Here is a 14,531-nt window from a genome sequence, read left to right on the forward strand (position 1 = left end):
AGTGCTTCATCAGAACTCTATCCGCATTTTTCATAGTAAACGAGAGTAAAACCACTGGCCTGAGGACGAAAATTTTGACGCTTTTATCATTAGGTCAATACTACCCTTTTCAGACGTGAATAATGCTATTTAACTGTTGTATGACTAATTTAGGATAGAAATGATTTTTATCAGATACGGGCTCTATGTTAGTAAGGTTATTTCTGAGTAGATAGATGTTAAAATTATGCAATAGAAATTAACTCTGAAAATTAATTGTGCCTTATGTCACATAAAAAGATAAATGTTAATATTTTATCAGGATGATCTGGGGAGAAATAACAAGAAATGACATCTTTTTTCACCCATCTCTTTGATAAGGAAATTTATTTTATAAATTTTAATAAGGGTAATAACTCTTTGCACATGGAATATTTAATTGATATAAATTTCTGGCAACAGGGTTTGCCATTAATAAAAAACAGAAGGAGTTTGTTAAATGAAGATCTTAGAAAATAGTCATTTGCTTTTGGTTACTGGTGCAAGCGGTGCATACGACCCTGCCTATGCTGGGGCATCAGCTTATGCCAGTCAGCATGGTAATAAGTCCAGTCAATCCGGTAATCTGTTTGGTCCAAGTAATGGCGTAATTCAGGTTGTGGCTGCACATCCTGAAATGGTGGGCTGTCTCAATGGCATCCTCGGTGGGATGATTAGTGGTTCAGTAGGTGGTCCGGGCTCAGCTGTGGCAAGTGCGATTGGTGGTGGTATTGGTTCGTGTTTTAATAATTCTGGAAACTACAATGCTGGTAACAGTATTGGTGGTCAATGCACCTGGTGAAATTAGTCTTCATGATAAATGATGGCTGAGGGTTTTATGCAAAAAATAGTACGCTATCTATCTATATTGGTTAGCATATTAGTGGGCGCAATGTTTTTGAGTGGCGCAGGCGTTTCGTATGAAGGCTGGTATGCTATGCCAGAAAATGCATCAAAAATGGTCGTTACAATCGCTACACTGACTACGTTTGTTAAACTGACTATTTTTTTGTGCTCAAGGTTTTTCAGTGCATCTGGCAGCTGTAAAAAAACTTAAGTGTAGAGATTAGATGTGCAGGGGCTTCGGCTCCTGTTTTGATATAAAAAATTAATAAAACAGGAATGTAATAAAAGCTGCTGACTAAATGAGTTTTAAATGCCTCTCTTTTCTAACAGTAATCTCACGACAGATTTTTTCTCAAAGCCCCCGCTGGCCGCACCCTCTCACCTCCGTTTCAACCCTTGCTAATTCTGCGCTAATTTTCTGCTAATTAAGGGATAAATTTTAGCGGGTAGAGTGGTTCCACTGCACATCAGCTTGAACAGGAGGAACCATGAATCAGCGCGAGTTTATTCGGAGTCTGCTGGACTGGATAGAGAACAACTTAGGACACGATCTGCATCTGGATGAGGTGGCGCGCCGCTCAGGCTATTCGCGCTGGCATCTGCAACGCCTGTTTCGCCAGCACACCGGCTTTTCCCTGGCAGAATATATCCGTCAGCGTCGCCTGACGGAGTCGGCGCTCACGCTGCTGAGCAGCAACGAAGCGATTCTGCAGGTGGCGATGAACTACGGCTTTGATACCCAGCAGGCCTACACCCGGACCTTCAAAAATTACTTTATGGTGACGCCGGGCCAGTTGCGCCGCCAGCGTCGCGTCGAGCCGGATCGACTGCTGTTCCCGCTGGCGATGGCCAGCTGATGCCTGACAAGGCCTTTCCGTCACGGCAGGCAGACGGAAAGGTCACTCCGCGCTTTGCGCTCGTTTCGCCTGTTATCACCCTGTTTTTTTTGCCTCCTCGCCACAGTCCCCCCGCCTGAACATGCTAGTTTGTTGCCTGCATCCCCTTACTGTCGGAGTCGGGAAACATGGAAAATGGCGCGAATTTAACCGCCATGCTGGTATTCGCACGGGTAGTGGAGTTACAGAGTTTCAGCGAGGCCGCCCGCGCACTGGGCTGGTCCAAATCGCATGTCAGCCGGGAGATCGCCCGGCTGGAACTCAGGCTCGGTATCCGGCTGCTGCAGCGCACCACCCGGCGGCTGGCGCTGACCGAGCTGGGGCAGGCGTACTACCCCTATTGTGTCCGGATGCTGGCGGAAGCGCAGCGCGCCGAGGCGTTCGTTCAGCAGCTGCATCAGCAGGCCGCCGGTCATGTCAGGCTGCAGGCGCCCGTCACGTTCGGCTGTCAGTGCGTAGTGCCTGTCGTTAATCGCTTTCTGCGCCGCCATCTGCATATCAACGTTGATCTCGATCTCACCGATCGCAGCCAGGATCGGCTGGACGATCAGGATGATCTGGCGATTGTGATTCGATCCCGGGCACCGCGTCAGGGCAACTTCCGGCTGCTGAGTGATATCGACTGGGGGCTCTATGCCGCGCCTGCTTATCTGGCACAGCGACCGGCCATCACTCACCCCGGGATGCTGCCGCGTCACGACCTTCTGCTGTTTCATGGCCCGGCCCACACCGCTGCGCTGCCGTTCCGCCGCGATAAGCAGCGGCTGGCGCTGGATGTACGCAGTCGCTTTCGCGCCAATAACAGCATGGCGCTGCTGAATGCGGCCCTGGCCGGCAGCGGTATCGCCTATCTGCCCGCCTACATGGCGCAGGAGGCGGTCGGGCGGGGTGATATTCAGCAGCTGTTGCCGGAGTGGCAGATGGACCGTCTGCAAAGCTATCTGCTGCTGCACGACACCCCGGAAACGGCGTCGCCCGTCACGCTGCTGAGCGATGCGCTGGTTGCGGCGCTGAGCACAGGCTGATTGTTGCCTGCTGACAACAATCATCGCCACAGAGTAACTATCGCGGCGTGACTGTTGTTAACCCGCCGCCCTGGTTAGCCTGTATCCCTGATCAATCAAGGGATATGGCTATGCAACACTCACCCGAAACGGCAGTGTTTCACCACTGGAAACGTAATTTAGCGGTCTGCGTCGTCGGATCTTTTACCACTATCGTGGCGATGACGCTGCTGCTGCCTTTTCTGCCGCTCTATGTTCAGCAGCTTGGCGTTGAGCAGCCCGCCGCCATTGCGCGCTGGTCCGGCCTGGCCTATGGGGCGACCTTTTTCAGTGCCGCGCTGACGGCACCGCTGTGGGGCCGGCTGGCTGATCGTTACGGTCGCAAGCTGATGCTGATTCGGGCCAGCCTCGGCATGGCGATTGCGATGTCGCTGATTGGCATGGCGACGGCGCCGTGGCAGCTGGTGGCGCTGCGTCTGCTGGCGGGGCTGCTGGGTGGCTACGCGTCGGGGTCGACCATTCTGGTGGCGGCGCAGACGCCCAAAGCGCAGACAGGCTGGGCGCTGGGCGTCCTCTCCTCCGGCATTATGGCCGGCAACGTGGTCGGGCCGCTGCTGGGTGGCCTGCTGCCGCCGCTGATTGGCATCCGGCACACCTTCTGGCTGACCGGCGCGGTGATTTTTCTCGCCTTCCTCGCCACCACCTTTTTACTCAGAGAGCAGCCGCGAGCCAGCGTCACCGCCCGCGATCGTCCTTCACCGATGCCGGCAGAGCCGCCGGTCAATCACCGCCTGGTGCGGCTGATGTGGCTTTCCGGCATGTTGCTGATTTTTGCCAGCATGTCGATTGAACCGATTATTACGCTCTACGTCGGCGAGTTTGTTCAGGGTGAACATCAGATCACCCTGATGGCCGGAATCGTGATGTCCGCCGCCGCGCTGGGCACGGTGCTGGCAGCACCGCGGCTCGGTCGCCTGGCCGATCGCGTCGGACACTGGCGGGTTCTGACAGGGGGATTACTGCTGAGCGGCGTGCTGCTGATCCCGCAGGCGTTTATCACGGCGGCCTGGCAGCTGGTGCTGCTGCGCTTTCTGATGGGGATGGCGCTGGGCGGCCTGATGCCATGCATCACGGCGATTATCCGTCATAACGTACCGGGCTCACAGGTCGGACGGATGCTCGGTTATTCCACTTCGGCACAATATGTGGGTCAGGTCAGCGGTCCGCTGTTCGGTGGAGTGGTCGGCGGGACGTTCGGGATGCGGCCGGTATTTCTGGCGACCTGCGCGGTGATGCTCTTCTGCGCATGGCTCAACTGGCGCGAAATGAAAAAGTAACGCGATCAAAAAAGGCGGACCGGAGTCCGCCTTTTGTTACTGACCGAAGCAGGAATTACTTCTGGTCTGGCAGCGCGTAGGCAATCACATAGTCGCCCAGCTTGGTACCAAACGAACCGTGACCGCCTGCTGCGATGACAACGTACTGCTTGCCATTCACTTCATAGGTCATCGGGGTCGCCTGGCCGCCTGCTGGCAGACGTGCCTGCCACAGCAGCTCGCCGGTGTCGGTGCTGAACGCGCGCAGGTAGTTATCGGCGGTCGCACCAATGAAGAATACCTTACCTGCGGTGGTGATTGGACCACCCAGCATCGGCATACCCATTTTGAACGGCAGCGGAACCGGTGAGCTGTCACGAACGGTACCGATACGCTGTTTCCACACGACGTCGTTGGTCTTCAGATCCACCGCGGAGATGTAACCCCAGGCTGGCTGTTTGCATGGCAGACCAAACGGAGAGAGGAACGGATTCAGTTCGACGCCAAACGGCACGCCATACTGCGGCTGAATACCGGTTTCAGTCCCTGAACCACCCTCTGCACCTTTCGGCGGCTCAATCGGGTTACCCGGACCGCGCGGAACCAGTTTCGAGACAAACGGCAGCGCCATCGGGTTAGCAATCGCAATCTGACGATGTGGATCGACCGCGATACCGCCCCATTCGAACATACCCAGGTTGCCCGGGAACACCAGCGTACCCTGCTCAGATGGCGGCGTGAACGGACCTTCATAGCGCAGACGCTTGAAGATAACGCGGCACACCAGCTGGTCAAACATCGTCGCGCCCCACATATCCTTGTCCGTGAGGTTCTGTTTCGGACGGAAGGTCAGCTCAGAGTAGGGCTGCGTAGCGGCAACGTGGTCACCTTTCGCAGCACCCTGTGGCACTGGCGTTTCTGGCGCCGGAACCACTGGCTTGCCGGTACGGCGATCCAGGACGAAGATATTACCGGTTTTAGCCGGCGCGTAGATCACCGGGACGGTATTGCCATCTTTATCGGTGATGTCAGCCAGGGTCGGCTGCGACGGCAGATCCATATCCCACAGGTCGTGATGCACCGTCTGATAAGACCAGACCAGCTTACCGGTGGTGGCGTTCAGCGCCAGCACGCTGCTCGCGTAACGCTCCTGCTCTGGTGTGCGGTTACCGCCCCAGATGTCCGGTGTGCTCACGCCCATTGGCAGATAAACGGTATCCAGTTTCGGATCGTAAACCGCCGGTGCCCATGAGTTCGGTGAATTCAGGGTAAAGGTGTGTTCATCAGCCGGAATGGCATTCGGATCTTTTGCACCCGGATCAAATACCCACAGCAGTTTACCGGTATTCACATCAAAGCCACGAATCACGCCGGAAGGCTCGCGGGTTGAGTAGTTATCGGTGACTGCACCCGCCATGATGATGGTGGTGTTGGTAATGATCGGCGGTGAGGTCGGCTCATACTGACCCGGCGTGGTGACAGGCTGCTTGTGCTGCAGATCCAGCTCGCCATTAACGCCAAATGTCGGGCAGCGTTCGCCGGTTTCGGCGTCCAGTGCAAACAGACGACCATCGTTAACCGGTAAATAGATACGACGTGAGCAGAGCGCAGGCTGGCTGTTTACTGCATCAGCGGCTGCCGGCACTTCGTGGTAGGAGACGCCACGGCAGGTCACGTGCTGGAAGGTCGGATTCACCTTCATGGCCGGATCAAACTTCCACTTCTGTTTACCTGTAGCCGCATCCAGCGCAAACAGGATCTGGTGTGGCGAACAGAGGTAAAGGGTGTCGCGGATTTTAATCGGGGTCACTTCGTCGGTGATTTCGCCCGGATCGTTAGGGGTTTTCATGTCGCCGGTCTGGAACTGCCAGGCAACCTGCAACTCTTTCACGTTCTCGTGGTTAATCTGCTTCAGCGGCGAGAAACGGGTTCCCTGCTGATCGCGCGCATAAGCGGGCCAGTCAGCATCCGGGATGTTGCTCAGCGGTGCAGCCTGCTGCGCATTGTCAGCGGTTTCCGGCACAGAACCGTTAATGACCTGCGGATCGTTGAATACCGCGTAGGCCAGCACGGCCGCACTGGCAATCAGCGCCACAGCCATGGTACCCAGTGCTGCTTTGCTACCGGCGTTAACGCTGCGATAGACAAACGGCAGGATCAGCCAGACACCAAAAATCACCAGCACATCGGTGCGTGGCGCCAGCGCCCAGAAGTCCGTCCCGACTTCCCACACGCCCCAGATCAGGGTGCCGATCAGCAGCAGCGCATAGAGAACCAGCGCGGTGCTTTTACGGCGGGAAAGCAGATAAGCGGTGATGAGCATAACCACACCGCCGAAAACGTAATACCAGGAACCACCAATAGCGGCTAACCAGCCACCGCCAATCAGCATAAACGCGCCCGTCAGTACTGCGAACAGTATCGTCAGGAAACGAATTACGCTAAACGATGAGGAGTTTTTCCCCATGATATCGACCTCGTTTTGTTGCCATAAAACATACGAAAACAACCAGATAGGCTGTTTCCAGTTATCAAGTACAAATGATTAAGGGTGTTCTTGAGAATCTCTTCCGCTAAGACAGACGCTCCCTTTGTGTTAAATGTTATAGCAAAATTAGATCAAGGTTTGATTTTTTTAGCTCAAAGCGCTTAACAAATGAAGTAATGCGACATTTTATGGGGGATTAATGGACGTTAAGCGCACCGCCGTGTGCCCTTAACGCCGGAGGGCAGGATTTGTGGTTCAGCAGCTAATCAGGTCGCCGTCCGAGCGTTGCTGTTGCCAGCCGCTAATATTTATCTCAGCAAACTGTTCAGCGCTTAAAGGCGGCGTATGACTTCGCACGATCACCTCGGCCCCTTTCTCACGGAATGTCGCCATGAAAAAAGGAAAGGTAAACTTTTCATAATTGTCATTAAAGAACGCTTCGGTTAAAACAATCCCGGAAAAAGGAAAGGATTCCAGCAGTCGCCAGTCTGCACCGGGCGGAGCAAAATCATAAAGCCAGAAATCAAATTTCTCTGTTAATTCAAGCAGTGAGGCGTGGTGTGCGGCTAAACTGGTATAATTAATACCAATTCTGATTCGCCCATCCTGTAAATGAGAATAAGCATCCGGAACCGCAATCATTCCCTGCAGCCGAAAGTCTTCTACCGGGACAATCATTAATGCTGCTTCAGTAGCGATTTGATTGTGTAATGAAATAATGTTGTTTGTATTAAGTATATTGCGGCTGTCCTGATTTTGCTGAAGATATGGCACGCTATAGCAAATGCCCGTGACATTACGCGTAACGTGATGGATAGGTTCAGTAACATAAGGGTTATATAAACTGTTTTTCATTATCTCTTTGGCGTGCAATAAAAAAGGATTTATTGATAATCAATCATATAAACGGTCGCATTTTCCAAACGCGTGAATAAATATAGATCATCTGCTTAATCCAAATCATCCTTTTATTGTCGCGGAGCGTAAATAAACGCTTCGGCACAGAAGCAATAATTCCTTTGGCGTCTGATGATGACGTGGAATATATTCAATAGTCGGGACCAATAGGCTGGTAATAATCAGGAGAGATTTTTCAGGCCCGGCATGGACAGGAAGGCGATTTATCGCCGGGAGCAGCAGAGGGGAAACCATCGCGATTATACTTCATCCGCTCTGTTATCTGACGTTCCTCATCGACCGCACAAATAACACCGCGCAACGACGCGGGACGGCTCATCAAATTTGGGATAAGACATGGGATTTATGGCATCGGCAGCGGAAGAGCCGCTGTGGCGACATCGGGCATTCGTCGCCTTCTGGCTGGCACGAACCTGTTCATCGTTTGGTTTTCAGATGTTTTCGGTGGCAATCAGCTGGCAGATCTATGCGCTGACCGACAGCGCGATGGCGTTAGGGATGATTGGCTTAATGCAGTTTCTGCCGTCGGTGTTGCTGGCGCTGCCTGCAGGGCATCTGGCGGATCAGTATGACCGGCGGCGTATCGTGCTGTTCGGTCAGCTGGTGGAATTTGCTGCGCTGCTGGCATTAGTGGTGCTTACCTTATTTTCTACCGCCGATCGGGTTACGCTCTGGGGTCTGGTATTTATGATTGCGGTGGCGAAAGCGCTGGAGTGGCCTTCGATGTCCTCAATGCTGCCGTCGCTGGTTCCACCCGCGATTCTGGCGCGGGCGATGGCGATGAACTCGGTGGGCGGCGAGGCGGCGGTTATCGTCGGACCGACGCTGGGCGGGCTGCTTTATGTCGCGGGACCGCATGTGGTGTATGGCGTGTCTGCGCTGTTCTATCTGATTTCGCTGACGCTGGTGAGTCTGCTGCGCTATGAGCGCCCGTTGCAGCCGCGCCTGCCGATGAACATGAAGAATCTGTTTGCCGGGATTCACTTTATCCGCGAACGCAAAGATGTGCTGGGCGTGATTTCGCTCGATCTCTTTGCCGTCCTGCTGGGTGGCGCGACCGCGCTGCTGCCCATTTTTGCCAAAGATATTCTGCATACCGGGCCGTGGGGATTGGGGATGCTGCGGGGCGCGCCCTCTGTGGGGGCGCTGCTGGTCGGCATCTGGCTGAGCCGGCATAAGCTGGATAAGCACGTCGGGATGATTATGTTTGGTTCGGTGGCGGGCTTTGGTGTTGCCACGCTGGTGTTCGCGCTCTCGACGCAGCTGTGGCTGTCGCTGCTCGCGCTGTGTGCGCTGGGCGGTTTCGATATGGTCAGTATGGTGATTCGCGGTGCGCTGGTGCAGCTGGATACGCCGGATGCGATGCGCGGGCGGGTGAATGCGGTGAACGCCATTTTCATCAATACGTCGAATCAGCTGGGTGAGTTTGAGTCGGGGATGCTGGCAGCATGGATGGGCGCAGCCCCGGCGGCGGCGATTGGCGGGATCGGTACGCTGGTGGTGGTGGCCCTGTGGATGAAGTTGTTTCCGCATCTGCGGCGGCGGCAGAAGCTGGAGAATGAGGGGGATGCGGTCTGACCCAGGGCAGCTGTATGCGCTTGTGATGTCAGGAAGGTTATCGCTGATAAATTGAGCGCAGGCTTCAGGGAGCATATGTCCTCCGCAAAGACGCAAAAACGCCCTCCCTGGCAGGCTCAGCGCGGGCCATCCGTGGCCCGCTATGCTTTGCTACAGACATATGCTCCCTTCGCTTCACATCCGGCAGCCGCTTCCCGTTTCAGGAAGGTCGCTGCAGGCACATCCCGCGCAGGCTTCAGGGAGCCTGCGTCTTCCGCAAAGTCGCCCGCCATATCGGTTGCTGAGGGTAGTTAATCTTTTTACGCTTGATAAAACCCCTCTGAAAACGGAGCAATTTCTGAGTGCAATCGAGAATCTTTAGAGTCATCAGAAAAGTCATTTCTGAGTTATCAGGGGCGGTTGTGATCAGCGCCGTAGTGCCGGGCATGTTCATTGCCATCTTTGCGAATGAAGGGATTATGCGCGTACTCGCCCCCTTGCTCGTTTTTCTCGCTGGACTGGTTCTTTACGGGTTAGCCTGGATGATTTCATCTAAAGAAGATCGGAAATAGGCCACGCAAAACGCCTGACCAGCAGGCAGCAGCGACTACCGCGCGTCAACATGGGTTCAATCGTTGCTCTGCAGCCTGCGTGAGCAACACCCTGTCGATTATTCTCATACCGGAAGAGGCCATTTAAAGGCGTTTTCTTGCGTCTGTTGCTGACATAAGGCGACAGGCCTGAAGGTAAATAATGCCCGTCACCTGAGAAGTAACTGGCCCGAAGGCCAGTTCAGCAGAGTACCAGTCAGAGTGCCAGTAACAAGCCGGGGACGGCGGGGGAGGCCGCCCCTGAGGCTGGGGCCGTCAGGCCCCGGATTTTCCCAGGTTGGCGTCAAATGTCAGCCAGCTTTCACGCATGTCCACTACGCTGCGGGTTTTGCGTGCCTCATCGATTTTGATGGCGGTAAGGCCCGCTTCCAGCGCGTCCACCACTGAGACTTTCAGCGGTGTTCCCTGTTTAATATGTTTGACGATTTCTTCAGCCATCAGCGCATCCGCGCCGTAATGGCCATCATAAGCGTTGCCGCTGTAGGCGGTATCGACCTCTTTCTCACCGCTGCGGGCGTTGTGCACCCGGAAGTAGTTACGCACAAAGTCGCCTTCCGCCATGCCGTCAGTGCCCATGACGCAGAAACGGCGGAACTCATCCGGCACGTTCAGGTTGGCGTGGAAGGCGAGGGTGGCTCCCCCCTCATACTCAATCAGCGCGGTCTGGTAGTCGACAATGTCAGCATCGCTGTCGAAGACCGCATCTGTGCTGGACCAGCCGCTGGGTTTGACGTGATAGAGCTCCGACTCAGGGGTGATCGCCCCCTGCGGGGCGTGAGCCGGGGTAAAGGATTTCCGGCCACCAAAGCTGGCGACGTGAGTCGGACGCCGCTGCAGCAGGCCCTGATAGAGATCGATGTCGTGGCAGCACTTCTCCAGAATATAGGGACCGGCATACTTCTCCAGCCGTCGCCAGTCGCGCTGGAAGAAGGCACCGTGATAAGGCTTGATGTGTTCGGTTGCCTCAATCGAGGTGATTTCGCCCAGCTGGCCCGCATCGCGCGCAGCCAGCAGATCGTGATAAAGCGGTGAATAGCGCAGCACCAGCCCGACCAGAATGCGCGCCTCGCCATACTGACGCACCAGCTTTGCCATCGCCATGGTCTGCTCCTCATTAATTACCACCGGCTTTTCGGTAAAGACGGTATAGCCTGCCGCCAGCGCCTGACCCACATGCTCCAGATGCAGAAAGTTGGGTGAACCCACCAGCACCACATCCATTCCGCCGTGAGCCAGCAATGCGTCCACAGACGAAAAAGCCTGGCCGGGCGCAATACCAAAGCTGTGCAGATTCGGCAATCCGGCGGGGGCCGGATCGTAATAGCCCACGACGGAAAAGCTGTCGTCAGCCTTGCTGAACTCTTTCATGACGTGGGACAGACGAAAGCCGAGACCGATAATGCCTACTTTCATGGTAAACCCCTGCTCCTGAGATCGGATGATGCAAAGCCCGCCAGCGGTCGGGCGCGGCTGCTGATAATCTGACCACCAACTTATTACGGCAGAAAAAGTAATGTCAACATCGCGCTGCACGTTTTGCGGGATGGGTTTTTGTTATATTTATGTAAATTAAGGAAAAATAGTCATGATGTTTTTACCATATTTATTTGTTATTGCGATTTAAGTTTTTTTATCCTATCGTTCGCTCATTATGGCTATAACCCTTAATCAGGGAAGGAAGCGCGTGCAACCACACTATCTTCTTGGCATCGATGGCGGCGGAACGCAGTGTCGCGCGCGCTTAACCGATCGGCAGGGCCGCCTGCTGGCAGAAAGCACCGGTGGACCCGCCAATGTCTGGTCAGATTATGATGCTGCCCTGACCTGTGTCGGGCAGCTGACTGAACAGGTATTTATCCAGGCGGGACTCACCGCAGAGGCGCTGGCACAGACCGCGCTTGTGGCGGGGCTGGCCGGCGCTAACGTTGCCTCAGTGCAGGCGCGCCTCGCCAGCTGGCAGCCCGCCTGCGCGGCGTTGCAGGTGGTCAGCGATGTGGAGATCGCCTGCGCGGGCGCGCACGGTGGCGAGCCTGGGGCGGTCTTTATCATCGGCACCGGCAGTCAGGGCGCCGCCTGGGATGGCGAACGCTTTACGCTGCTTGGCGGCTGGGGCTTTGCCCTCTCCGATCAGGGATCGGGGGCGGAGCTGGGCCGTCGTGCGCTGCGTCTGGCACTGCTGGCGCATGAGTCGATCATTCCGCACGGCTCCCTGACCCGCCAGCTGATGGCGCAGTTCGGCGACAGCCCGGAAACCATGCTGCTCTGGACGCGCACGGCGGTGCCTGCTGACTGGGCCCGCGTGGTGCCACAGATTTTTGCAGCCGCCGACGCGGGTGACAGCCACGCTCGGGAGCTGCTGCAACAGACCGCCGCCGATATCGGCCTGATGGTGCGACGCCTGATCGCCGTGAGCAGCGGGCCGGTGGCGCTGATGGGCGGCGTGGCCGCACCGATTCAGCGCTGGCTGGAAGAAGATATTCAGGCCCGGCTGGTGGTGCCGCAGGGCGATGCCCTGAGCGGGGCGCTGACCCTGGCGCAGCAGCTGACGCCTGCCGATTACCGATCTCAAGCGGGCTGAGCTGCCTCAGCCCGATAACCCGAGGAATCTATGACCGCTCCCAACGTAACCGCGCGCATTCTGCGGTTGATTGTCGAAAATGCGCCAATCAGCCAGTCAGATCTGAAAGTTCGCAGCGGACTGAGCATGTCGACCGTCTCACAGGCAACCAACCGCCTGCTGACGCAGGAGATTGTGCAGGAGCTGGGGCTGCGTCGCGTGTCGATGGGACGGCCAAAAACCCTGCTGGGGCTCAACCCCGACCGCGCCAGCGTGATTGGGATTCAGCTCAATGCGGAACGCAACCTGATCGTCATGACCGATCTCAGCGGCAATCTGCTGGGTGAACAGCAGATGCCAAAAGGCACGCTGACGCCGCGCCAGCTTGGCGATGCGCTGGCGAAATTTCTGCGCGGCGTGGAGGAGAAGCGGGTGGGGGCCATTGGTCTGGCGCTGTCGGGGCTGGTCGATGCTGAAAACGGCTATTGCATCCGCTCCAAGGTGCTGGGCTGGGATAACGTTCCGATTGCGCGCCTGCTTGAAGAGCGCTTCTCGCTGCCGGTCTTTATCGAAAACGACGCCAACGCCATGGCCATGGCCGCGCTGGTGTTTGGTCAGCTCGGCAATGCGCAGTCGGCGGTGATCGCCACCTACGGCAAAGGGATTGGCGCGGGGATCATCCTTAATCGTCAGCTCTATCGCGGTCGTCACGGCAAGGCGGGCGAGATTGGTAACGGGCTGGTGGGCGACGGTTCGCTGCGCCTGCTGGAAGATGTCGCCTCCTCGCGCGCCATTCTGCAGCGGGTGGCGGAGCAGGATGCGGAGGGCGTGACGCTGCAGGCGCTGGAGCAGCGGCCCACGCCAGAGGTGCTGGCGGCGCTGGAAGAGGCGGGACGTGAACTGGGCATTTCGCTGGCGAACCTGTCGGTGGCCTACGATCCGGATGTGGTCTATCTGGCGATGGAGCCGCACATGGCGTCACGCATTCTGCTCGATCACATCACCCAGAGTTTTCAGGCCTACCGGCTGAAACTGACGCCACAGATGACGCCGCTGCAGTTTCTGACGGAATCGAACCGGATGTGGGCGCTGGGCGCGGCGGGATTTGCCGTTAACCGCTTGCTCGATCTGCTGGCAGCCCAGGCTGACGAAGAGCCGGTCACCTGAGTTAACACTCGAATAAAAACGGGCGCTAAGCGCCCGTTTTTGTTTCCGTGCTTCTCCTAGCGCAGGCGCAGACCCTGCTCATCAAACAGCAGGCAGTGCGCGGCAGAGATGCCCAGTTCCACCTGCGCACCGAGATCGCGCGGGGTGGCCTCACGCTCTTCCACCACCAGCATCTGTTCACGTCCGATATCCAGGTAGAGATAGTTGGTGTGACCCAGCATCTCGCCATAGGCCAGCTCGCCGTGAAAACGCAGGGCGTCCGGCGTCTGCGCGGCAGGCTGGAAATGCTCGGGACGGATGCCCAGTGTGACGGTCTGGCCCTCGCGGCAGGCAGCCGCAAGGGGCATGACCAGCCCCTCAATCTTCAGCTCCGGCACCCGCAGCTGCACTTCACCTTCGCCCGTCGCGCTGATCTCGGCGCGCAGAAAGTTCATCTTCGGCGATCCGATAAACCCGGCGACAAACAGATTATCCGGGTCGTGATAGAGCGTCAGCGGTGCGCCGACCTGCTCAATCCGGCCCTGACGCAGCACCACGATGCGGTCAGCCAGAGTCATCGCCTCCAGCTGATCGTGGGTGACATAAATCATGGTGTTACCGAGTGAAGCGTGCAGGCGGGCGATCTCGATCCGCATCTGCAGACGCAGTTCGGCATCCAGGTTGGAGAGCGGTTCATCGAACAGGAAAATACGCGGATGGCGAATGATGGCGCGGCCAATCGCCACGCGCTGCCGCTGTCCACCAGAAAGCGCACGCGGCAGGCGGTCGAGCAGTTCCGTCAGGTGCAGCCGTGCTGCCGTCTGCGCAATAGCCTGGTTGATCTCCGCTTTAGACTTTTTCATGACCTCCAGCGGATAGGCCAGATTGCCGCGCACCGTCATGTTGGGGTAGAGCGCATAGGACTGAAACACCATCGCGATGCCGCGCTCGGTGGCGGGCTGCTGCGTCATATCCTGCCCCTCAATCAGCAGCTGACCGCTGCTGATCTCCTCCAGCCCGGCGATCATCCGTAACAGCGTCGATTTGCCGCAGCCGGAAGGGCCGACAAACACCACAAATTCGCCGCTGTTGATCGTCAGATCGATGCCATGAATGACATTGACGTGCTCATACGACTTCTTCACATTCTGCAAGCGCAGGCTGGTCATCGGCT

11 protein-coding genes are annotated in these 14,531 nt (G+C 56.6%); 7 read left to right on the forward strand and 4 right to left on the reverse strand.

Annotated elements, in window-relative coordinates:
• Window positions 1–478 precede the first annotated feature (478 nt).
• The 4 genes from AC6I7A_RS01585 to AC6I7A_RS01600 all read left to right on the forward strand — a co-directional run bounded on the left by AC6I7A_RS01585 (window position 479) and on the right by AC6I7A_RS01600 (window position 4,101).
• On the forward strand, window positions 479–820 hold the full coding sequence (locus tag AC6I7A_RS01585; protein WP_140922760.1) for a hypothetical protein: 342 nt from the start codon (window positions 479–481) through the stop codon (window positions 818–820).
• Between the two features lie 532 nt (window positions 821–1,352).
• Window positions 1,353–1,721 (forward strand): helix-turn-helix domain-containing protein, encoded by a 369-nt coding sequence (locus tag AC6I7A_RS01590; protein ID WP_009092546.1) that lies wholly within the window; start codon window positions 1,353–1,355, stop codon window positions 1,719–1,721.
• A gap of 167 nt (window positions 1,722–1,888) precedes the next feature.
• A complete protein-coding gene (locus AC6I7A_RS01595) occupies window positions 1,889–2,785 on the forward strand; it encodes a LysR family transcriptional regulator (RefSeq protein WP_046101042.1) in 897 nt (298 codons plus the stop codon).
• 110 nt (window positions 2,786–2,895) lie between these two features.
• A complete protein-coding gene (locus AC6I7A_RS01600; RefSeq protein ID WP_058957015.1) occupies window positions 2,896–4,101 on the forward strand; it encodes an MFS transporter in 1,206 nt (401 codons plus the stop codon).
• 55 nt (window positions 4,102–4,156) lie between these two features.
• On the opposite strand, the gene AC6I7A_RS01605 is transcribed toward AC6I7A_RS01600, so the two are convergent.
• Entirely contained in the window at window positions 4,157–6,547 is a 2,391-nt protein-coding gene (locus tag AC6I7A_RS01605) for a glucose/quinate/shikimate family membrane-bound PQQ-dependent dehydrogenase (protein ID WP_058957016.1), read from the reverse strand.
• A gap of 276 nt (window positions 6,548–6,823) precedes the next feature.
• The gene (locus AC6I7A_RS01610; RefSeq protein WP_033736438.1) at window positions 6,824–7,423 is read right to left on the reverse strand and encodes a hypothetical protein; all 600 of its coding nucleotides are present in this window, start codon (window positions 7,421–7,423) and stop codon (window positions 6,824–6,826) included.
• A gap of 399 nt (window positions 7,424–7,822) precedes the next feature.
• Here AC6I7A_RS01610 and AC6I7A_RS01615 point away from each other — a divergent pair, with 399 nt between their 5' ends.
• Window positions 7,823–9,064 (forward strand): MFS transporter, encoded by a 1,242-nt coding sequence (locus AC6I7A_RS01615; protein WP_033736437.1) that lies wholly within the window; start codon window positions 7,823–7,825, stop codon window positions 9,062–9,064.
• A gap of 845 nt (window positions 9,065–9,909) precedes the next feature.
• Here the strand turns inward: AC6I7A_RS01615 and AC6I7A_RS01620 are convergent.
• Window positions 9,910–11,067 carry a Gfo/Idh/MocA family protein gene (locus AC6I7A_RS01620; protein ID WP_058957018.1) on the reverse strand — a complete coding sequence of 386 codons (1,158 nt, stop codon included), beginning with the start codon at window positions 11,065–11,067 and terminating at the stop codon, window positions 9,910–9,912.
• A 271-nt stretch (window positions 11,068–11,338) separates the two neighbouring features.
• Between AC6I7A_RS01620 and AC6I7A_RS01625 the strand changes: the two genes are divergently transcribed.
• Together AC6I7A_RS01625 and AC6I7A_RS01630 are read left to right on the forward strand one after the other, a co-directional pair.
• Window positions 11,339–12,232 carry a glucosamine kinase nucleotide-binding domain-containing protein gene (locus tag AC6I7A_RS01625; protein WP_058957019.1) on the forward strand — a complete coding sequence of 298 codons (894 nt, stop codon included), beginning with the start codon at window positions 11,339–11,341 and terminating at the stop codon, window positions 12,230–12,232.
• A gap of 30 nt (window positions 12,233–12,262) precedes the next feature.
• Complete coding sequence (locus AC6I7A_RS01630) at window positions 12,263–13,378, forward strand: ROK family transcriptional regulator (protein ID WP_058957020.1); 1,116 nt, start codon at window positions 12,263–12,265, stop codon at window positions 13,376–13,378.
• Between the two features lie 56 nt (window positions 13,379–13,434).
• On the opposite strand, the gene AC6I7A_RS01635 is transcribed toward AC6I7A_RS01630, so the two are convergent.
• A complete protein-coding gene (locus AC6I7A_RS01635; protein ID WP_046101047.1) occupies window positions 13,435–14,526 on the reverse strand; it encodes an ABC transporter ATP-binding protein in 1,092 nt (363 codons plus the stop codon).
• Window positions 14,527–14,531 lie beyond the last annotated feature (5 nt).

The sequence above is a fragment of the Type-F symbiont of Plautia stali genome, from assembly GCF_059731105.1.